Below are 19,301 nucleotides of genomic sequence, written 5' to 3'. Positions count from 1 at the left end.
ATGGACACAGTTTAAAAATTTGGGGTTTGATTATGCTTGACCGGGACGGCTTTCGGCCGAACGTCGGCATCATCCTGCTCAACCAGAAAAACCAGGTGTTCTGGGGCAAGCGTATACGCACCCACAGCTGGCAGTTTCCGCAGGGTGGCATTGACCGGGGTGAAACCCCCGAGCAAGCCATGTTCCGCGAACTGCATGAAGAGGTGGGATTATTGCCCAACCACGTGCGCGTGGTGGCCCGGACCCGGGACTGGTTGCGTTATGAGGTGCCTGACCGGTACATCCGCCGCGATGCGCGCGGACACTACAAGGGCCAGAAACAAATCTGGTATCTGCTACAACTGGTAGGGCACGACTGGGACTTGAACCTTCGTGCCACCAACCATCCGGAGTTTGACGCCTGGCGCTGGAACGACTATTGGGTGCCGCTGGACGTGGTGGTGGAGTTCAAACGTGGCGTCTATGAAATGGCGCTGACGGAGCTGGCCCGCTTTCTGCCCCGGCATGAGCAGCGCAACCGCTATCTGCGCAGTGGCATGCGAACCCGTGAGGGTGAAAATGCAGGCACGATGTTCAGGACCGGCTCGATGCTGGTCAATCCGGGCATGGAGCTTCCGCCGGGAGCCAGTTTCGATCCCGACCCCCAAAACAGCGTGCCCGGGGAGCTCGATGGCCTCCCTTCGGTCACCGAGCCGCGCTAGCCGTTTCGCCCTCGCACTTGCTCAGCGACCGTGGCAAGCCCATGAAAAAAACGCCTGCGGATGCAGGCGTCTTGCTATGGAGGGGCGTATACAGACCGGCGGATGTTTCGCCCTCAGCGTGCGCCAAGCACCATGTTGTCGCGATGCACCATTTCGGGCTCTGCAGCGTAACCGAGCAGCCGCTCGAATTCGGTCGAGGGCTTGCGGCAGAGCATGCGCGCCTCGGCCGCCGCATAGTTGGCAAGGCCCCGGGCAATCTCTGCGCCGGACGCGTCGCGCACCGCAATCACGTCGCCCCTGGAGAAGTCGCCCTCCACTGCGGTCATGCCGATGGGCAGCAGACTTTTGCCTTCGTCACGCACCTTGGCCACCGCCCCGGCATCGACCACCACCGATCCACGCAATTGCAGATGATCGGCCATCCACTGCTTGCGGGCCTGCTTTTTCTGCGTCTGAGCCACCAGTAAAGTGCCCAGAGCCTCGCCACGCACCAGGCGCACGAGCACATCGGATTCGCGCCCCCAGGCAATCACGGTGGAGGCGCCGGAACCCGCCGCCCGCTTGGCCGCCAGGATCTTGGTGATCATGCCGCCCTTGCCAATGCTGGAACCCGCGCCACCGGCCATGGCTTCGAGCGCCGGGTCACCGGCTTTGGCTTCGTGCACAAACTGCGCAGACGTGTCACGGCGTGGGTCGGCGGTGTACAGGCCCTTCTGGTCGGTGAGGATGATCAGCGCGTCGGCCTCGACCAGATTGGCCACCAGGGCGCCCAACGTGTCGTTGTCGCCGAACTTGATTTCGTCGTTGACGACGGTGTCGTTCTCATTGATGACCGGCACCACGCCCAAACGCAACAGCGTCAGCAGTGTGGAGCGCGCGTTCAGGTAGCGTTCGCGGTCGGCCAGGTCCGCATGCGTGAGCAGCACCTGCGCACTGCCCATGCCCTGCTCGCGCAGTTTCGTTTCGTACATCTGCGCCAGCCCCATCTGCCCGACGGCAGCGGCGGCCTGCAGCTCGTGGACCTCGTGCGGCCGCGTGGTCCAGCCCAGGCGCTTCATGCCTTCGGCAATGGCACCGCTGGACACCATGACGACCTCGCGCGGCGCACCGCCATCGCCGCGCACCAGCGCCGCCAGCTGGCGGCTCCACTCGCCAATGGCGGTTTCATCAAGGCCGCGGCCTTCGTTGGTCACAAGACTGGAGCCCACCTTGACCACGATGCGGCGGGCATCACGCAATACGCTGGAAACCATTTTTAAGCATTTTTGGCTGCTAGCGCTTACCCATCAAGCGCCACCAGCTATTGAAAATATAGCACCAAGGTTCTATTGACCCGGGCTGGGATCAGGCGGGAGCATCTCCGGCAAAGCGTGGATCCACCTCCACCGGCTCGTTCTCGGTGCGCTGCTCGGACTGCACATGGCGGAAGATGGCATGAATCAGCGGCTCGCAGCCTTCCCGCGTCAGCGCGGAAATCTCGAACACCGGCCCCTTCCACTTGAAGCGCTTGACGAAGTCCTTCACACGCGCTTCCCGCTCGTCGGCAGGCACCATGTCCAGCTTGTTGAGCACCAGCCAGCGCGGCTTGTTGTACAGCTGCTGGTCATACTTCTTGAGTTCGTTGACGATGGCTTTGGCCTGGGCCACCGGGTCGACTGCATCATCGAACGGGGCCAGATCGACGATGTGCAGCAGCAGGCGGGTGCGCTGCAGATGGCGCAAAAACTGGTGCCCGAGGCCCGCACCTTCCGAAGCGCCTTCGATCAGACCGGGAATATCAGCCACCACAAAGCTCTGCTCCGGACCCACACGAACCACACCCAGGTTGGGGTGCAGCGTCGTGAAGGGGTAGTCCGCAATCTTGGGACGTGCATTGGACACGGCCGTGATGAAGGTGGACTTGCCTGCATTGGGCATGCCCAGCAGGCCCACATCGGCCAGCACTTTCAACTCCAGCTTCAGGTTCTTCTTCTCCCCGGGCCAGCCGGGCGTCTTCTGTCGCGGAGCGCGGTTGATGGCGCTTTTGAAGCGCATATTGCCAAAGCCGCCATCACCGCCTTTGGCGATGGTGATGACCTCACCCGGATTCAGCAGTTCATAGAGCACCTCGCCGGTCTCGGCGTCGGTGATGATGGTGCCAACCGGCATCTTGAGGGTGATATCGGTACCGGCGGCACCGAACATGTCCGACCCCATGCCATGCTCGCCACGCTTGGCTTCGTGCCGGCGCGAGTAGCGGTAGTCCACGAGGGTGTTGAGATTGGGGTCGGCCACCGCGAACACATGCCCACCTCGCCCACCGTCACCCCCATTGGGGCCGCCGAACTCCTTGTACTTTTCGTGCCGGAACGACACGCAGCCATTGCCACCATCACCGGCGGCAATGTCAATAAAGGCTTCATCGACGAACTTCATGGGATATCCAGTTTACAAAAGGGCGCAGCACCAGCACCAGACTGCCTGATTCTGTCGGAACTGCAGAACGCCTTGCAGGCGCCGTCTGCCGACGACTTGAGTGCCATCGTACAGACCAAACAACAAAGCCCCGGCAAAGCGGGGCTTCGATGGCTACCAGAGGAATGAACCTCAGGCAGGAGTCACATTGACCGTGGACTTGGACAACGCACCCTTGGTGCCGAACGACACGTGGCCGTCCACCAAGGCAAACAAGGTGTGGTCCTTGCCCACGCCGACATTGTTGCCGGGGTGGAAACGTGTGCCACGTTGGCGCACGATGATCGAGCCAGCGCTGATCAGTTCACCACCGAAGGCCTTGACACCCAGCATCTTTGGCTTGGAGTCGCGCCCGTTTCGCGTAGAGCCGCCGCCTTTTTTCTGTGCCATGACTAGCTCCTTCGATTAAGCAGCAATCGCACCGATTTGCAGCTCAGTGAACTGCTGGCGATGGCCTTGGCGTTTTTGATAGTGCTTGCGACGGCGCATCTTGAAGATGTGCACTTTGTCGTGCTTGCCGTGGGCCACAACGGTGGCTTTCACGGTTGCGCCGGACACCAGGGGTGTACCAACCTTCAGTTCAGCGCCGTTGCCGACAGCCAGAACCTGGTCGATCACAATTTCCTGGCCTACGTCCGCAGCAATCTGTTCTACTTTAATTTTTTCGCCGGAAGCAACGCGATACTGCTTGCCGCCGGTTTTTATGACCGCGTACATGTTGACCTCTTGATATGAGTTCTGCGGACGAATTTCCACAGAGCCCAAGAGTATAGCGCATTGCCTCGCAAGGCGCCACCCTCACTGATCCCCGCACCGCACGCGATGCGGGACTGAAACGAAGCGCCTGCAGGCCTTCCTATAATCCGGGCTCTTTCTGTGACCACCATCTTGACTGACCACACCGCCCCCGCCGCCTCCCCGCTCCTGCTCGTAGCACAAGACATGCACGAGGTTGACAAGGTCATTGGTCAGCGCCTGACGTCCAGCGTTCCGCTGGTGGCCCAGATATCGCAGTACATCATTGCTGCAGGGGGCAAAAGGCTGCGGCCCGCCTTGCTCCTAATGGTGTGTGGTGCGTTGGGCTACCGGGGGGCACATCGGCACAGCCTCGCCGCAGTCGTTGAGCTGATACACACCGCGACTCTGCTGCATGACGATGTCGTCGATGCCTCCACCTTGCGCAGGGGTCGCCCTACCGCCAACGAGACGTTTGGCAACCCTGCGAGTGTCCTTGTGGGTGATTTTCTGCATACCCGCTCCTTTCAGATGATGGTCGAAGCGGGCAGCATGCGCATCATGGAGATACTCTCGGAGGCCACCAACGTGATCGCCGAGGGAGAGGTGTTGCAGCTGATGAACATGCACGACGCGTCGCTCGACGAAGCGGGCTACCTGCGCGTCATACGCTCCAAGACGGCCAAACTCTTTGAAGCCAGCGCGCGCTTGGGCGCAGTGCTTGCCGGGGGTTCGCCAGATATTGAGGAGGCATGCGCAACGTACGGCCAAGCACTGGGCACCGCTTTCCAGATCATTGATGACGTTCTCGACTACGACGGTGACGTTTCGGAAATGGGAAAGAACCTGGGTGACGACCTGCGCGAAGGCAAATCCACCCTTCCCCTCATCGCTGCCATGGAGCGCGGCACAAAAACCCAGGCCGACGTCGTGCGCCAAGCCATCGAACAAGGCTCCACGGACCAACTCGCAGACATCGTGCGGATTGTTCACGAAACTGGCGCTTTGGAAGTTACACGGGCGGCAGCCGTTAACGAGGCCCATCGGGCCATGTCGGCCGCAGAGCGATTACCGACCAATGCATATTCAGCCGCTTTGCTAGAATTGGCTGCGCAGTTGTTAACACGACGTAACTGAGCCGATTGCACCAGAATCCGGGTGCAATCCGCCATTCGGGGTGTAGCTTAGCCTAGTAGAGCGCTACGTTCGGGACGTAGAGGCCGGAGGTTCGAATCCTCTCACCCCGACCAGGATTTCAATGGCCTTTTCCGCAATAGCACCCATTTCGTGGTGCTGTTGCCAATCTGCCGTCACTGTACAGCGTTCACCCGATCGGTGATGATAGGATGGATTCTTTTCCACACCTAACACATTACCGGTTACATGGCCGCTGTCGATACTGCCCCCAAAGAAGCCTCCGCAGTGGCCCTCCCCGGACTGGGCAGGGCCCTGATGTCTGCCGGCAAGCTGACCCAAAAGGCAGCGGAAGACATTTACAAAAAATCACAAATTAGCCGCACCAGCTTTATCGCAGAATTGACGGGATCCGGTGCGGTATCAGCGGCAGACTTGGCCCACACGGTTTCAGCCGTGTTTGGCGCTCCTTTGCTGGATCTGGAAGCGATTGATCCACTGCGGCTGCCCAAAGAACTTCTGGATGGCAAAATTTGCCAAGCCTACAAGGTAGTTGTTTTAAGCAAGCGCAATAATCGCCTTATTGTTGCCACGGCAGATCCTACCGATCAGGAAGCAGCAGAGAAAATCAAATTCACGACCCAGATGGGGGTGGATTGGATTATTGCAGAGTATGACAAACTGTGTAAATTGGTCGAAAGTACGACCAAGTCTACCAACGAGTCCATGGAAACGTTGGTCAGTGGTGGGGGCGATTTTGAATTTGACGACGCCCCCGTTGAAGAGACGCCGGACAACAATGATGCGGGCGCCACAGACGTCGAAGACGCTCCAATCGTCAAATTCCTGCACAAGATGCTGCTGGACGCCTTCAATATGCGCGCTTCAGATTTGCATTTTGAGCCTTACGAACACCAGTATCGCGTTCGATTTCGGATTGACGGAGAACTCCGGGAAATCGCATCGCCTCCGATTGCCATCAAGGACAAGCTGGCGTCCCGCATCAAGGTGATTTCACGTCTGGATATTTCTGAAAAGCGCGTTCCCCAAGACGGCCGGATGAAACTGAAGGTGGGTCCGGACAGGGTGATCGACTTCCGGGTGAGCACACTGCCGACCTTGTTCGGGGAAAAAATCGTTATCCGTATTCTTGATCCGAGTAGCGCCAAACTGGGTATTGATGCTCTCGGATATGAACCCGAAGAAAAAGAGCGACTGCTTGAAGCCATTGGACGCCCCTACGGGATGATTCTGGTAACCGGACCTACCGGCTCCGGTAAGACCGTATCGTTGTACACCTGCCTGAACCTCCTGAACAAGCCAGGTGTCAATATTGCAACCGCAGAGGATCCTTCCGAAATCAACCTGCCAGGCGTTAACCAAGTGAACGTTAACGAAAAAGCGGGCCTGACCTTTGCAGTTGCACTGAAGTCCTTTCTCCGCCAGGATCCGGACATTATCATGGTGGGGGAAATTCGCGATCTGGAAACGGCCGATATCTCCATCAAGGCGGCGCAGACAGGCCATTTGGTATTGTCCACACTGCACACCAATGATGCCCCGACGACGCTGACGCGCATGCGCAATATGGGTATTGCGCCCTTTAACATCGCCTCCAGCGTGATCCTCATCACCGCCCAGCGCCTGGCCCGCCGACTGTGCCCAGCCTGCAAGGCACCCGCAGATATCCCTCACGAGTCACTCCTGGAAGCAGGGTACAAGGAAGAGGACATTGACGGGAGTTGGGTCACCTATCGGCCTGTCGGTTGTTCAGCCTGCAATAACGGATACAAAGGTCGGGTAGGCATTTACCAAGTGATGCCAGTTTCGGAAGACATTCAGCGCATCATTTTGCGCGATGGCAGTGCACTGGAAATTGCGGAACAGGCGCGCGCAGAGGGGGTCCGATCACTGCGCGAATCAGGTTTGCACAAGGCGAGACTCGGCTTTACTTCACTGGAAGAAGTGCTGGCCGTCACCAACGAATAACGAGTTTGAGGGAACAGCATGGCAACAGCTGCATCACGCGATATCAAGGATTTTGTCTACGAGTGGGAAGGCAAGGACCGCCACGGTAAGATAGTCCGTGGCGAAGTGCGGGCATCTGGGGAGAATCAGGTGCAAGCCACTTTGCGTCGGCAAGGGGTATTTCCCACCAAAATCAAGAAACGCCGGATGCGGTCCGGCAAAAAGATCAAGCCCAAAGATATTGCCCTGTTCACCCGGCAGCTGGCAACCATGATGAAGGCCGGTGTACCGCTACTGCAGTCCTTCGACATTGTCGGACGGGGAAACACCAATGCAAGCGTCACCAAGCTGCTCAACGACATCCGATCCGATGTCGAAACAGGTACTTCGCTGAATGCGGCGTTTCGCAAGCACCCCATGTATTTTGACAGCCTTTATTGCAACCTTGTGGAGGCAGGTGAAGCAGCCGGTATTCTGGAGGCCCTTCTGGACCGGCTGGCTACCTACATGGAGAAGACCGAGGCGATCAAATCCAAAATCAGATCAGCTTTGATGTACCCGATATCAGTGATTATCGTCGCGTTTGTGGTTGTGACGATTATCATGATCTTCGTGATTCCTGCGTTCAAGGAAGTTTTCAGTTCTTTTGGCGCAGATTTGCCGGCCCCTACCCTTTTCGTCATGGGTATCAGTGAAATTTTCGTGAAATGGTGGTGGTTGATATTCGGCGTGATCGGTGGCGGATTTTTCTTTTTCATGCAGGCATGGAAAAGAAATGAAAAAATGCAAATGTTCATGGACCGGGTATTGCTGAAGATCCCAATTTTTGGGGCGCTGATTGACAAGTCGTGCGTGGCACGCTGGACGCGCACCCTGTCCACCATGTTTGCTGCCGGTGTGCCGCTGGTGGAGGCACTGGACTCAGTGGGTGGAGCGTCCGGCAATTCGGTGTACGCCATGGCGACCGAAAAGATCCAGCAGGAGGTCTCTACCGGTACCAGCCTCACCGCTGCCATGGGCAATGCGAACATCTTCCCGTCCATGGTCCTTCAGATGTGCGCGATCGGCGAGGAATCCGGTTCCATTGACCACATGCTGGGCAAGGCGGCGGATTTCTATGAGGCCGAGGTGGACGAAATGGTGGCGGGCCTGTCCAGCCTCATGGAACCCATCATCATCGTGTTTCTGGGTACGCTGATCGGGGGCATCGTGGTCTCCATGTACCTCCCCATCTTCAAGCTTGGCCAAGTTGTGTAATGGAGGAGATGCCAGTTTGGTGGAACGCAAGTTTGGGTGGGGTGCTGGGGCTTTTGATTGGCAGCTTTCTCAACGTGGTCATTTACCGGCTTCCCAAGATGATGGAGCGGCAATGGGCGCAAGAGATCCGGTCTGCCCAGGCTGAGGTTGCGCAAGCAGATGCCGCGCCCGCTGCTCCTGAACCTGAGCGGTTCAACCTCATGGTCCCTCGCTCCCGGTGCCAGTCGTGCGGGCACCTGGTGCAGTGGTACGAAAACATCCCCGTTCTGAGCTACCTTTTTCTGCGAGGCCGTTGCTCGGCGTGCAAGGCGCGGATCTCTGTACGCTACCCTTTGGTTGAGCTTGCGACCGGGGCGCTGTTCTTCCTTTGCATACAGCGCTGGGGCATGACGCCCACGGGGTTCGCATGGTGCGGATTCTCGGCCGCCTTGATTGCCTTGGCGTTTATCGATTGGGACACGACGCTGCTGCCGGACGACATCACATTGCCACTGCTGTGGGCCGGCCTCCTCGCGTCGGCGCTGCAGTGGATTGACGTGCCTCTGCATGCCTCCGTGTTCGGAGCAGCGGCCGGCTACCTCTCGCTTTGGCTGGTTTACTGGGGATTCAAACTTGTCACGGGCAAGGAAGGCATGGGGTATGGGGATTTCAAGCTGCTTGCTGCGCTGGGCGCCTGGTTTGGCTGGCAAGCCCTGGTCCCCATCATCCTGATGTCCTCGGTCATCGGCGCCGTCATTGGTATTGCCATGAAAGTTTTCAGCAGCCTGCGTGAAGGCGGATATATCCCTTTCGGCCCGTTTCTGGTTGGCGCGGGGTTCACCGCCATGGTGTTTGGCCCCAACGCCATTTTGAATGCCGTGCTGAATCTTGTGGGCCTGTAAACGATGAATCTGCGCAAGCGTCCCTTGCGCCTTGGCTTGACTGGCGGCATTGGCAGCGGCAAGAGCACGGTGGGCAGCATGTTGGCCGCACTCGGTGCCTGCCTCATTGATGCCGACCAGCTGGCCCGCGACCTGACAAGCCCGCGTGGCGCGGCCATGGATGCGATCCAAGCCACTTTTGGCGCAGATTTTGTGGATGCCACCGGCGCACTGGACCGCGCGCGCATGCGCGCCCTGGTCTTCACCCACCCCGAGGCACGCGCCCGGCTCGAAGGGATCGTGCACCCTCTGGTTACGCTGCATAGCAACGCGAAAGCCCTGCAGGCTGCGGACCAAGGCCATGCCCTGATCGTGTTTGACATTCCCCTGCTCGCAGAATCCGGCCGCTGGGCCCGCAGGCTGGACGCGGTCGTGGTGGTCGACTGTTCTGAAGCAACGCAGATCGAGCGTGTCATGCAGCGCAGCGGCCTGGCGCGTGAGGTGGTGGAAGGCATCATCGCGTCACAGGCCACCCGGCCCGCGCGGCGCGCCGTGGCAGATGCCGTGATTGCCAACGATGGCGATTGCTCGCTGGACGACCTGCGTCTGCACACCCGGCAACTGGCCACGCTGTTCGGGCTATGATGCGAACGCAACCGTTTGTGCTTTCACTCCATGCCGAGCGCCACCGGCGTCAGAATACTGCCTGAGCCCCCAGGAACCCGCCAGCGTGATCCTTTACGAATATCCCTTTAACGAGCGTCTCAGAACCTATCTGCGGCTTGAGCAGTTGTTCCGCCGGTTGGGGGAGTTGATCCCCCGCTCGCACGCGCTGGATCACCACTTTGCGCTGGTCACCATCTTCGAGATCATGGATGTGGCAGCGCGCGCCGATCTCAAGTCGGACGTGCTCAAGGACATCGAGAGACACAAGCACCAGCTCGACAGCTACCGCGGCAATCCCTCGATTTCGGAAGCGGCGCTGGACGCTGTCATTGCCCAGCTGGACCGCTGTTTCACAGCGCTCAATACCCAGTCGGGCAAGTCCGGCCACTCGCTCACCGAGAACGATTGGCTGATGAGCATCCGCAGCCGCGTGGGAATTCCCGGCGGCACTTGCGGTTTCGACCTCCCTGCGTACTACGCCTGGCAGCACCACACACCGGAGGTGCGCCAGCAGGCCCTCGAAGAGTGGGCATCGACCCTGGCTCCGCTGGCCGAATCCATCTATGTGTTGCTCAAGCTCCTGCGCGACTCTGGCGTGCCCCAGAAGGTGGCGGCAGAGCGCGGTCAATTTCAGCAGAACCTGCCCCAGGGCCGCACGTTCCAGTTGTTGCGCCTGCGCATCGACCCAGCCTTGAACCTGATTCCCGAGATCAGCGGCAACCGCCTGATCGTCTCGGTGCGGCTCATGCGGCTGGAGGGTGATGGGCGCCTGCACTCCTGCAATGAAGATGCGGCTTTCGAGTTGACCCTGTGCGCGTGAGGCGGCCAGCAGCAGGGCACCAGGCACAAACTTCAAGATCGACGAAAAGCATGGCTGAACCCACGCCCACCCAGCCCCAAGCACGCATCGTCACCTGCCCCAGTTGTGGCGGTGACAGCGTCTACAGCCCGGCCAATGTGTACCGCCCGTTCTGCAGCGAGCGGTGCAAGCAGATGGACCTTGGCGCTTGGGCCAGCGAGGATTTCCGCATGCCTGCAGAGGCTCCACCGGCCGACGAACTCTACGGTGATCCTCGGCTGCAGCACTGATTTTGGCGGGTTGCTCCACCGTATTTCAAGCGAAATTGGGCTCCAACGCTTACCAGTAAAGCGCGATTAGCTACTAATTTAGTAGCAAAACGACCCTTACTCCGGGGAATATTCCAAGCCGCGCTCTGCTGCGAGCCATTGCAGCACCGGATACGCGCCGGGCAACACCGGTGACACAGTCAGCGGCATCTGCTGCCACTCCATGGTCTGCCCTTCGCGCATTTCGAACTCGCCCGTCCATTCCCGCACCTTGCACCAGTGCAGGCGCACCAGGGCATGTGGGTAGTCGTGTTCGGTGACTTTCCAGACACTGGCAGCGCCAATGGTCACCCCCAGCTCCTCCACCAGCTCTCTGCGCAGCGCCTGCTCCACCGTCTCGCCGACTTCGAGCTTGCCACCCGGAAACTCCCAGTACCCGGCATAAGGCTTGCCCGGCGGGCGTGTAGAGAGCAGCATCGCGCCATCGGCACGCAGCAAGATGCCCACGGCCACCTCGGTGTGCTGGCGCGCCGTGGTCGCGGCGGGTGTTGCAGGTGCATCGTCGGACACGGCCACAGGATCAGCCATCGTGGCGCCCCGCATAGTCACGCGCAAACTGGTAGGCCACACGGCCGCTGCGCGAGCCGCGCTCCAGCGCCCAGACGAGCGCCTCGGGCCGTGCCGCCGCAATTGCGGCGGCAGAGGCCCCGAAGGATGCCAGCCACTGGGCGACGATGGTCAGGTACTCCTCCTGGCTGAAGGGGTAGAAGCTCACCCACAGGCCAAACCGCTCTGACAGCGAAATCTTCTCCTCCACCACTTCACCGGGGTGCACTTCGCCATCTGCGGTGTGGGTGTAGGTGAGGTTTTCAGCCATGTATTCGGGCAACAGGTGGCGCCGGTTGCTGGTGGCGTAGATCAGCACATTGGGCGTGGCGGCGGCCACCGATCCATCCAGGATCGACTTGAGCGCCTTGTAGCCGGGCTCGCCGTCTTCAAAGCTCAGGTCATCGCAAAAGATGATGAATTTCTCGGGCCGCTCGGCCACCACATCCACGATGTCGGGCAGATCGACCAGGTCCGCCTTGTCCACTTCGATCAGCCGCAGACCCTGCCCCGCGTAGGCATTCAGGCAGGCCTTGATGAGCGATGACTTGCCGGTACCACGTGCACCGGTCAGCAGCACGTTGTTGGCGGGCTTGCCCAGCACAAACTGCTCGGTGTTGCGCTGGATCTTTTCCTTTTGCCCCTCGATTTCTTTGAGATCCGCCAGCTGCATCGCAGCCACATGGCGCACGGGCTCCAGGGTGCCGTGGCCACTGCTGCGCTTGCGGTAACGCCAGGCAATGGACAAAGACCAGTCGGGCGCCCCGAGGGGCTGGGGCAGCACGGACTCGATGCGGGCGATCAATTGCTCGGCCCGCTCGATCAGATGTTCAAATTTTTGATTCATTTCAGGCTCTAGCGCTTATACAGAAAGCGCCGATAGCTATCAAATATATAGCAATTTCACGAGCGATAGTCTGCATTGATGGTGACGTAGTCGTGGCTGAAATCACAGGTCCACACCGTGTCGGAGGTATCGCCACGGCCCAGCAGCACACGCACTGTGATCTCGCTTTGCTTCATCACGCGCTGGCCGTCTTCCTCGCGGTAGGCGGGGTTGCGTCCGCCCTGAATGGCTACGTGTACGTCGTCCAGGTACAGATCGATCCCGGTCTGGTCGAGGTCGTCAATGCCCGCATAGCCCACGGCCGCGAGGATGCGGCCCAGATTCGGGTCGCTGGCGTAGAACGCTGTTTTGACCAGCGGCGAGTGGGCGATGGCGTAGGCCACCTTGCGGCACTCTTCGCCGGTCTTGCCGCCTTCTACCTGCACGGTGATGAACTTGGTAGCGCCCTCGCCGTCGCGCACGATGGCCTGGGCGAGCTTTTGCGATACCGCCAGCATGGCAGCCTTGAGGGCCTGGCCCTCGGCGCTTGCCAGCGAAGTGATGGGCGCATGCGCGGCCTTGTTGGTCGCCACCACCACAAACGAATCGTTGGTGGAGGTGTCGCCATCGATGGTGACGCGGTTGAACGAGCCATCGGCCAGTTCGCGGGCCAGCTGCTGCATGACGGCAGGGGCCACGCAAGCGTCCGTGGCCATGAAGCCGAGCATGGTGGCCATGTTGGGCCGGATCATGCCCGCCCCTTTGCTGATGCCGGTGATGGACACGGTGGCACCACCAATCTGCACTTGGGCCGAGAAGGCCTTGGGCAAGGTGTCCGTGGTCATGATGCCTTCTGCGGCGCGCGCCCAGTGGCCCGGCTGCGCGTCGGCAATGGCGGCGGGCAGGCCTGCCTCGATGCGGTCATTGGGCAGCGGCTCCATGATCACGCCGGTGGAGAACGGCAGGATCTGCTCGGGCGCCACGCTGAGCTGGCGCGCGAGGGCCACGCAGGTGGCGCGCGCACGCGCCAGGCCATCCGCGCCCGTGCCAGCGTTGGCATTGCCGGTGTTGATCAGCATGGCGCGGATGGGCTGCCCGCTGGCCAGGTGATCGCGGCTGATCTGCACAGGCGCGGCGCAAAAGCGGTTCTGCGTGAACACACCCGCCACGCTGGCACCTTCGTCCAGCAGGAACACGGTGAGATCCTTGCGGTTGGCCTTTCGGACACCGGCTTCGGCAACGCCGATGCGCACTCCGGCAATCGGGTGCAGATCGGCGGCAACGGGGGCAACTAGATTGACGGGCATGGAGGTCCTTGTGAAAAACTGCGGCCGATTATCCGGATAACCGTGGCGCGCCAATGAAAACACGGGCCGAAGCCCGTGTTGTGTGGATCAGAAAATCAGGCGAGTTTGCCGTGGCACTGCTTGTACTTCTTGCCGCTGCCACAGGGGCAAGGGTCGTTGCGGCCCACGCGGACGCCTTCTGGCAGAACCTGGCCCACGGTCTGGGCATCCACCGTGCTCTCGACCTCACCTGTTTCGGTCGGCGCGGTATAGGTCACGTTGGCAATGCTTTCGCCGCGGCTTTCCATCTCTTGTGCGGCCTGGTCCAGCTGCTCCTGCGACTGCACCTGCACGGTCATGAGGATCTTGGTGACTTCGTTCTTGACCTGGTCGATCAGCTGGCGGAACAGCTCGAAGGCCTCGCGCTTGTACTCCTGCTTGGGCTGCTTTTGCGCATAACCTCGCAGGTGGATACCCTGGCGCAGATAGTCCAGCGCGGAGAGGTGGTCGCGCCAGTTGGAGTCAAAACTCTGCAGCAGCACCATGCGCTCGAACTGCGTGAAGTTCTCGCGCCCAACCTGCGCCACCTTGGCGTCAAACGAAGCATGGGCTGCGGCCAGCACCTTCTCCAGGATTTCATCGTCGGTGATGGCACTGGCGCCCTGCACCATCTGCTGCAGTGCAATCGACACCTGCCATTCGTCGGCCAGCACTTTTTCGAGGCCAGCGAGGTCCCACTGCTCTTCCACCGATTCGGCGGGCACATACTGGCGCACCAGATCGGTCATGCAGTCCTCGCGCATGGCGGCGATCACGTCCGACAGGTCGGCAGCATCGAGGATGTCGTTGCGCTGCTGGTAGATCACCTTGCGCTGGTCGTTGGACACATCGTCGTATTCGAGCAACTGCTTGCGGATGTCGAAGTTGCGCGCTTCCACCTTGCGCTGGGCGGACTCGATGCTGCGCGTGACGATGCCGGCTTCGATGGCCTCGCCATCGGGCATCTTCAGGCGGTCCATGATCGCCCGGACGCGGTCGCCCGCGAAGATGCGCATCAGTGCATCGTCCAGGCCCAGATAGAAACGCGAGGAGCCGGGGTCACCCTGACGGCCCGAACGGCCGCGCAGCTGATTGTCGATGCGGCGGGATTCGTGGCGCTCGGTGGCGATGATGCGCAAGCCACCCAGAGCCTTGACCTTCTCGTGGTCGATCTTCCATTGTTCGCGCAGAGCCTCCACCTTGGCGGTCCGCTGGGCTTCCGACAAGGACTCGTCCGCTTCGATGGCCGCCACATCCTTCTCGATGTTGCCGCCCAGCACGATGTCCGTGCCCCGGCCCGCCATGTTGGTGGCGATGGTGATCATGCCCTCGCGCCCCGCCTGGGCCACGATGTCTGCTTCACGCGCATGCTGCTTGGCGTTCAGCACCTGGTGCGGCAGGCCTTCCTTGATCAGCAACTGGTCGATGATCTCGGAGTTTTCGATCGACGTGGTGCCCACCAGCACGGGCTGGCCGCGCTCGTGGCACTCGCGGATGTCCTTGATCGCAGCTTCGTACTTCTCGCGCGTGGTCTTATAGACGCGGTCGAGCTGGTCATCGCGCTTGCTCGGGCGGTTGGGTGGGATGACCACGGTTTCCAGGCCATAGATTTCCTGGAATTCGTAGGCTTCGGTATCAGCCGTGCCGGTCATGCCGGCGAGCTTGTTGTACAGACGGAAATAGTTCTGGAAGGTGATCGAAGCCAGGGTCTGGTTCTCGGCCTGGATGTTCACGCCTTCCTTGGCTTCCACAGCCTGGTGCAGGCCTTCGCTCCAGCGGCGGCCCGACATCAGGCGGCCGGTGAACTCGTCCACGATCACGATCTCGCCGTTTTGCACCACGTAGTGCTGGTCGCGGTGGTAGAGATGGTTGGCACGCAGTGCTGCGTACAGGTGGTGCATCAGCGTGATGTTGGCCGGGTCGTACACCGAGGCGCCTTCGGCAATCAAGCCCTGGCTGGCCAGGATGCGCTCGGCGCTTTCATGGCCCTGCTCCGTCAGGAACACCTGGTGTGTCTTCTCATCGACGGTGAAGTCTCCGGGCTTGGTCACACCTTCGCCCGTTCGCGGGTCCGCTTCGCCCTCCTGGCGCACCAGCAGCGGCACTACCTTGTTCATGGCGATGTACATCGCCGTGTGGTCTTCCGCCTGTCCGCTGATGATGAGCGGCGTGCGGGCTTCGTCGATCAGGATGGAGTCCACCTCGTCAACGATGGCAAAGTTCAGGCCCTGCTGCACACGGTCGCGACCTTCGTACACCATGTTGTCACGCAGATAGTCGAACCCGTATTCGTTGTTCGTGCCGTAGGTGATGTCGGAGCGGTAGGCCTCCTGTTTTTGCTCGCGAGGCATGTTGGGCAGGTTGATACCCACCGTGAGGCCCAGGAAGTTGTACAGCCGCCCCATCCACTGCGCGTCGCGGTTGGCCAGGTAGTCATTTACGGTGACCACATGCACGCCTTTGCCGGACAGCGCATTGAGGTACACCGGCAGCGTGGCGGTCAGGGTTTTGCCTTCACCGGTGCGCATCTCGGCGATCTTGCCGAAGTGCAACGCCATGCCGCCGAGCAACTGCACATCGAAGTGCCGCATCTTCATGATGCGCTTTGAGCCCTCGCGCACCACCGCAAAGGCTTCGGGCAGGATGTCATCCAGCGACTCGCCCTTGCCCACACGATCCTTGAACTCCTGCGTCTTGGCGCGGAGCTGTTCGTCCGACAGCTTCTCGTACTCGGGCTCCATCGCATTGATGCGGTTCACCGTCTTGCGGTACTGCTTGAGGAGCCGGTCGTTGCGGCTGCCGAATAGTTTGGTGAGGAAGTTGGTGGCCATGCGAACAGGACCGCCTGCAACGCTGCGAACAGCGCTTGAGGCGACCGAAATCCCTTAGATGAATTGAGTTCAGGTGGGTCCAACGCCACGGATTGCAAGCACTGCAATCCGGTAACCTGTGGACCGGACCGGCGATTTTACCTGCCCGCTGCGGGCATAGTTGCAGGGGCATCCGATGTTGGCGGCTGAACAGACGCCACCTGCGCACCGGGTGTCGCGCCGCCAGCAGTGAGAAATTTTTGTGGGTCCTGGAAAACGCCCTGTACCAGCACCTCGAAATGAAGGTGGGGCCCTGTAGAACGGCCCGTGGTGCCCACCTCTGCGATTTTCTGGCCCCGGCGAACGATGTCACCCTGCTTGACCAGCGTCCGCGAGGCATGGGCATAACGTGTGATCAGCTGGTTGCCGTGGTCCACTTCCAGCATGTTTCCATAGGCAGGGTGGTACTCCTGCGTCACCACCACCCCCCCGGCTGCAGCCAGGATCGGGGTACCCGTCTCTGCCTGAAAGTCCAAGCCCGTGTGCAGGGCGGACTGACCGGTAATGGGATCGACCCGCCAGCCGAAGGCTGAACCCGCATTTCGACCCGGCACGGGGGGCTGCGTCGGAACCATTTTCTTGCGGATATGCTGATCGAAAAGACGGGACTCCAGCACCGTCATCAAGTCCACACGCTGGTGGGTCAGGTGCTCCAGTTCGTCCAGCGTCGCCTGGAGCTCCTCCATCGACAGGTTGCGCGCCCCAACCAGCACACCACCCCGGCCCTCGGCTTTGGGAATGTCAGCGGGCGCCATACCCGCAAGCCCGAGCACGCGATCACCCAGCGATTCCAGCTGAACCATCCGGGCCTGCATCTCGCCGACGCGCCGGGCCATCGCATCCAGATTGGCACGCATGAAGCGATCCCGCTCCGCGAACTCGTCCTTGACCACCAGCCGCACCAGGGAGCCCACCACGGGCCACCCTTCCCGCGCCCCCTTCAGAAATACCCAGTGATACAGCGTAACCGCCATCAGCATCAGGCACAGCGATAGCATCAAAGCCACGAGCACCAAGCGTGTGCCGGACAAATGAATGGCCCGGCTCTTGGCCAGCCGGGCGTCCGTGATAATCAGATGCACTACGAATTCTCCACGCCCGAAGACGCACACCATGAACCGCCGCCACTACGCAGTCACCCTGCAGCAAGCCAGCGAGGAATCTCCCACGCTGGCCAAGCTCACAGCGCTGACGCGTGACTCGAGTGAACGGCTCAAAGCCATTGAAATGCTGATTCCCGCCACTTTGCGCCCCGCCTTGCAGGCAGGCCCCATTGACGGAGACTGCTGGTGCCTTCTGGTCAAAAGCAATGCTGCGGCGGCGAAAATACGCCAGCTGCTGCCTGCTTTACAGGCACATTTACGCAGCCGGGGGTGGGAGGTTAACGCGATTCGCCTGAAAGTTCAAACCTGAGGGCAGGGGTCAGAACCTTGGGAACGCTGAAGAAAACAAGAGACATGGTGCCGGTTGTCGGAATCGAACTGACGACCTACCGCTTACAAGGCGGGTGCTCTACCAACTGAGCTAAACCGGCGAAGGCTGCATTTTATCGTGGAAAAAGCAGCACAAAAGAACAAAACGCGCTTATTTCACACGCTTCAGCGCGGGTCGTGCGCCGCCCGACGCAGGCGGTGGCCGCGGCGCGTCGCCGCCCTCGTCGCCACCCTTCGCGCCATCATCCGTAGACACCAGCTGGACCACACGTTCATCGACAACTGCGGGCGCACCGCCGGCTGCGACAGCATCTCCAGGGGACACCACTTCCGACAGCGTTGGCGCAATGGCCCCGGGAACGGCACCTCCGCCGAGCACGTCCACAGGGGGCGGAAAAGCCATGCCTTGTCCGTTCTCACGGGCATAGATGGCGATCACCCGCCCGACGGGCACAAGGATCTCACGCGGCTTGCCGCCAAACCGGGCCTTGAACTCGATGAAATCGTTGCCCAGCTGCAATGCACTGGTCGCATCAAAACTGATGTTCAGAACGATCTCACCGTCCTTCACATACTCACGCGGCACCTGTACAGAATCGTCCACGCGCACCGCCACATAGGGCGTGAGTCCATTGTCGGTGCACCACTCGTAAAGGGCACGGATGAGATACGGGCGCGTGGAGGTCGATTCCTGTGCGGTCATGAGGGCTCTAGGCTGCTGCGGTGGATAAACGTATGAGACAGGCCGCAGATTACTTGCGCATGACCTTTTCTGAAGGCGTCAGCGCTTCGATATAGGCAGGGCGCGAAAAGATGCGTTCCGCATACTTGAGCAGCGGGGCAGCGTTCTTGGACAGGTCAATACCGTAGTAGTCAAGGCGCCAGAGCAATGGAGCGATCGCCACATCCAGCATGGAGAAGTTGTCACCCAGCATGTACTTGTTCTTGAGGAACACGGGGGCGAGCTGCGTCAGGCGGTCACGAATGTGAGCACGCGCCTTCTCCAGCGCCTTCTCGTTGCCCTTCGTGGCCCGCGATTCGAGGATGTTCACATGGACGAACAGTTCCTTCTCGAAGTTGAGCAGGAACAGGCGCACGCGCGCGCGATCCACCGGGTCGCCAGGCATCAGCTGGGGATGGGGGAAGCGCTCGTCGATGTACTCGTTGATGATGTTCGACTCGTACAGGATCAGATCGCGCTCGACCAGAATCGGAACCTGGCCATAGGGGTTCATCACACTGATGTCTTCGGGCTTGTTGTACAGGTCCACATCGCGGATTTCAAAATCCATGCCTTTTTCGAACAGGACAAAACGGCAGCGGTGTGAGAAGGGACAGGTCGTACCCGAGTAAAGCACCATCATGGTGGGAAGCTCCTAAAAATCAAAAGAGTGGGAC

At 60.4% G+C, this 19,301-nt stretch carries 20 protein-coding genes and 2 tRNA genes; 10 read left to right on the top strand and 12 right to left on the bottom strand.

What is annotated here, in order from left to right:
• Positions 1–32: 32 nt before the first annotated feature.
• Positions 33–701, top strand: a complete 669-nt coding sequence (locus AAFF19_RS06015; protein ID WP_182118248.1) for an RNA pyrophosphohydrolase — start codon at positions 33–35, stop codon at positions 699–701.
• 113 nt (positions 702–814) lie between these two features.
• On the opposite strand, the gene proB is transcribed toward AAFF19_RS06015, so the two are convergent.
• From proB to rplU, 4 genes are all read right to left on the bottom strand, one after another.
• Positions 815–1,954, bottom strand: coding sequence for a glutamate 5-kinase (gene proB / locus AAFF19_RS06010; RefSeq protein WP_182118247.1), 1,140 nt, complete (start codon positions 1,952–1,954; stop codon positions 815–817).
• Positions 1,955–2,045: 91 nt separating this feature from the next.
• A complete protein-coding gene (gene cgtA / locus AAFF19_RS06005) occupies positions 2,046–3,116 on the bottom strand; it encodes an Obg family GTPase CgtA (RefSeq protein WP_182118246.1) in 1,071 nt (356 codons plus the stop codon).
• 171 nt (positions 3,117–3,287) lie between these two features.
• Positions 3,288–3,545 (bottom strand): 50S ribosomal protein L27, encoded by a 258-nt coding sequence (rpmA, locus tag AAFF19_RS06000; RefSeq protein WP_008905145.1) that lies wholly within the window; start codon positions 3,543–3,545, stop codon positions 3,288–3,290.
• A gap of 15 nt (positions 3,546–3,560) precedes the next feature.
• Positions 3,561–3,872: a 50S ribosomal protein L21 gene (gene rplU, locus AAFF19_RS05995; protein ID WP_005794184.1), complete on the bottom strand. Its 312-nt coding sequence runs from the start codon at positions 3,870–3,872 to the stop codon at positions 3,561–3,563.
• Positions 3,873–4,097: 225 nt separating this feature from the next.
• Between rplU and AAFF19_RS05990 the strand changes: the two genes are divergently transcribed.
• The 8 genes from AAFF19_RS05990 (at position 4,098) to AAFF19_RS05955 (ending at position 10,864) form a co-directional block, all read left to right on the top strand.
• Positions 4,098–5,027 (top strand): polyprenyl synthetase family protein, encoded by a 930-nt coding sequence (locus AAFF19_RS05990; protein WP_182118386.1) that lies wholly within the window; start codon positions 4,098–4,100, stop codon positions 5,025–5,027.
• A 36-nt stretch (positions 5,028–5,063) separates the two neighbouring features.
• Positions 5,064–5,140 (top strand) — tRNA-Pro (locus tag AAFF19_RS05985).
• Between the two features lie 133 nt (positions 5,141–5,273).
• The gene (pilB, locus tag AAFF19_RS05980) at positions 5,274–7,013 is read left to right on the top strand and encodes a type IV-A pilus assembly ATPase PilB (RefSeq protein ID WP_182118245.1); all 1,740 of its coding nucleotides are present in this window, start codon (positions 5,274–5,276) and stop codon (positions 7,011–7,013) included.
• A gap of 18 nt (positions 7,014–7,031) precedes the next feature.
• Complete coding sequence (locus tag AAFF19_RS05975) at positions 7,032–8,249, top strand: type II secretion system F family protein (protein ID WP_008905148.1); 1,218 nt, start codon at positions 7,032–7,034, stop codon at positions 8,247–8,249.
• Positions 8,249–9,130, top strand: a complete 882-nt coding sequence (locus AAFF19_RS05970; RefSeq protein WP_182118244.1) for an A24 family peptidase — start codon at positions 8,249–8,251, stop codon at positions 9,128–9,130. Before AAFF19_RS05975 ends, AAFF19_RS05970 begins: the two co-directional genes overlap by 1 nt.
• Positions 9,131–9,133: 3 nt before the next feature.
• Positions 9,134–9,754, top strand: a complete 621-nt coding sequence (gene coaE / locus AAFF19_RS05965; protein WP_182118243.1) for a dephospho-CoA kinase — start codon at positions 9,134–9,136, stop codon at positions 9,752–9,754.
• 85 nt (positions 9,755–9,839) lie between these two features.
• A complete protein-coding gene (gene zapD, locus AAFF19_RS05960) occupies positions 9,840–10,595 on the top strand; it encodes a cell division protein ZapD (protein WP_182118242.1) in 756 nt (251 codons plus the stop codon).
• 50 nt (positions 10,596–10,645) lie between these two features.
• Entirely contained in the window at positions 10,646–10,864 is a 219-nt protein-coding gene (locus tag AAFF19_RS05955; RefSeq protein WP_008905152.1) for a DNA gyrase inhibitor YacG, read from the top strand.
• Between the two features lie 96 nt (positions 10,865–10,960).
• On the opposite strand, the gene AAFF19_RS05950 is transcribed toward AAFF19_RS05955, so the two are convergent.
• The 5 genes from AAFF19_RS05950 to AAFF19_RS05930 form a co-directional block, all read right to left on the bottom strand.
• Entirely contained in the window at positions 10,961–11,431 is a 471-nt protein-coding gene (locus AAFF19_RS05950; protein WP_182118241.1) for an NUDIX domain-containing protein, read from the bottom strand.
• Entirely contained in the window at positions 11,424–12,296 is an 873-nt protein-coding gene (locus tag AAFF19_RS05945) for an ATP-binding protein (RefSeq protein ID WP_182118240.1), read from the bottom strand. The genes AAFF19_RS05950 and AAFF19_RS05945 overlap by 8 nt, the downstream gene beginning before the upstream one ends.
• Positions 12,297–12,352: 56 nt before the next feature.
• The gene (gene argJ / locus AAFF19_RS05940) at positions 12,353–13,582 is read right to left on the bottom strand and encodes a bifunctional glutamate N-acetyltransferase/amino-acid acetyltransferase ArgJ (protein WP_182118239.1); all 1,230 of its coding nucleotides are present in this window, start codon (positions 13,580–13,582) and stop codon (positions 12,353–12,355) included.
• A 95-nt stretch (positions 13,583–13,677) separates the two neighbouring features.
• The gene (secA, locus tag AAFF19_RS05935) at positions 13,678–16,431 is read right to left on the bottom strand and encodes a preprotein translocase subunit SecA (RefSeq protein WP_182118238.1); all 2,754 of its coding nucleotides are present in this window, start codon (positions 16,429–16,431) and stop codon (positions 13,678–13,680) included.
• A gap of 137 nt (positions 16,432–16,568) precedes the next feature.
• Positions 16,569–17,552, bottom strand: coding sequence for a M23 family metallopeptidase (locus tag AAFF19_RS05930; RefSeq protein WP_192810328.1), 984 nt, complete (start codon positions 17,550–17,552; stop codon positions 16,569–16,571).
• A 31-nt stretch (positions 17,553–17,583) separates the two neighbouring features.
• On the opposite strand from AAFF19_RS05930, the gene AAFF19_RS05925 reads away from it, so the two are divergent.
• Positions 17,584–17,883, top strand: a complete 300-nt coding sequence (locus tag AAFF19_RS05925; protein ID WP_008905158.1) for a hypothetical protein — start codon at positions 17,584–17,586, stop codon at positions 17,881–17,883.
• 45 nt (positions 17,884–17,928) lie between these two features.
• Here the strand turns inward: AAFF19_RS05925 and AAFF19_RS05920 are convergent.
• From AAFF19_RS05920 to AAFF19_RS05910, 3 genes are all read right to left on the bottom strand, one after another.
• Positions 17,929–18,004: transfer RNA gene (locus tag AAFF19_RS05920), tRNA-Thr, on the bottom strand.
• Between the two features lie 50 nt (positions 18,005–18,054).
• Positions 18,055–18,606 carry a ClpXP protease specificity-enhancing factor gene (locus AAFF19_RS05915; RefSeq protein WP_182118236.1) on the bottom strand — a complete coding sequence of 184 codons (552 nt, stop codon included), beginning with the start codon at positions 18,604–18,606 and terminating at the stop codon, positions 18,055–18,057.
• Positions 18,607–18,655: 49 nt separating this feature from the next.
• A complete protein-coding gene (locus AAFF19_RS05910) occupies positions 18,656–19,267 on the bottom strand; it encodes a glutathione S-transferase N-terminal domain-containing protein (RefSeq protein WP_007854512.1) in 612 nt (203 codons plus the stop codon).
• Between the last annotated feature and the right edge of the window lie 34 nt (positions 19,268–19,301).

It is taken from the genome of Acidovorax sp. FHTAMBA, assembly GCF_038958875.1.
Lineage (GTDB): Bacteria > Pseudomonadota > Gammaproteobacteria > Burkholderiales > Burkholderiaceae_C > Acidovorax.
Note: the sequence above shows the minus strand (reverse complement) of the source record. Positions and strands in the feature narration are given on the sequence as shown.

Excerpts from the sequence above, each read along its gene's own strand:
- AAFF19_RS06015 (WP_182118248.1), top strand. The coding sequence starts at position 33 with ATGCTTGACCGGGACGGCTTTCGGCCGAACGTCGGCATCATCCTGCTC.
- proB (WP_182118247.1), bottom strand. The coding sequence starts at position 1,954 with ATGGTTTCCAGCGTATTGCGTGATGCCCGCCGCATCGTGGTCAAGGTG.
- cgtA (WP_182118246.1), bottom strand. The coding sequence starts at position 3,116 with ATGAAGTTCGTCGATGAAGCCTTTATTGACATTGCCGCCGGTGATGGT.
- rpmA (WP_008905145.1), bottom strand. The coding sequence starts at position 3,545 with ATGGCACAGAAAAAAGGCGGCGGCTCTACGCGAAACGGGCGCGACTCC.
- rplU (WP_005794184.1), bottom strand. The coding sequence starts at position 3,872 with ATGTACGCGGTCATAAAAACCGGCGGCAAGCAGTATCGCGTTGCTTCC.
- AAFF19_RS05990 (WP_182118386.1), top strand. The coding sequence starts at position 4,098 with ATGCACGAGGTTGACAAGGTCATTGGTCAGCGCCTGACGTCCAGCGTT.
- pilB (WP_182118245.1), top strand. The coding sequence starts at position 5,274 with ATGGCCGCTGTCGATACTGCCCCCAAAGAAGCCTCCGCAGTGGCCCTC.
- AAFF19_RS05975 (WP_008905148.1), top strand. The coding sequence starts at position 7,032 with ATGGCAACAGCTGCATCACGCGATATCAAGGATTTTGTCTACGAGTGG.
- AAFF19_RS05970 (WP_182118244.1), top strand. The coding sequence starts at position 8,249 with ATGGAGGAGATGCCAGTTTGGTGGAACGCAAGTTTGGGTGGGGTGCTG.
- coaE (WP_182118243.1), top strand. The coding sequence starts at position 9,134 with ATGAATCTGCGCAAGCGTCCCTTGCGCCTTGGCTTGACTGGCGGCATT.
- AAFF19_RS05955 (WP_008905152.1), top strand. The coding sequence starts at position 10,646 with ATGGCTGAACCCACGCCCACCCAGCCCCAAGCACGCATCGTCACCTGC.
- AAFF19_RS05950 (WP_182118241.1), bottom strand. The coding sequence starts at position 11,431 with ATGGCTGATCCTGTGGCCGTGTCCGACGATGCACCTGCAACACCCGCC.
- AAFF19_RS05945 (WP_182118240.1), bottom strand. The coding sequence starts at position 12,296 with ATGAATCAAAAATTTGAACATCTGATCGAGCGGGCCGAGCAATTGATC.
- argJ (WP_182118239.1), bottom strand. The coding sequence starts at position 13,582 with ATGCCCGTCAATCTAGTTGCCCCCGTTGCCGCCGATCTGCACCCGATT.
- secA (WP_182118238.1), bottom strand. The coding sequence starts at position 16,431 with ATGGCCACCAACTTCCTCACCAAACTATTCGGCAGCCGCAACGACCGG.
- AAFF19_RS05925 (WP_008905158.1), top strand. The coding sequence starts at position 17,584 with ATGAACCGCCGCCACTACGCAGTCACCCTGCAGCAAGCCAGCGAGGAA.
- AAFF19_RS05915 (WP_182118236.1), bottom strand. The coding sequence starts at position 18,606 with ATGACCGCACAGGAATCGACCTCCACGCGCCCGTATCTCATCCGTGCC.
- AAFF19_RS05910 (WP_007854512.1), bottom strand. The coding sequence starts at position 19,267 with ATGATGGTGCTTTACTCGGGTACGACCTGTCCCTTCTCACACCGCTGC.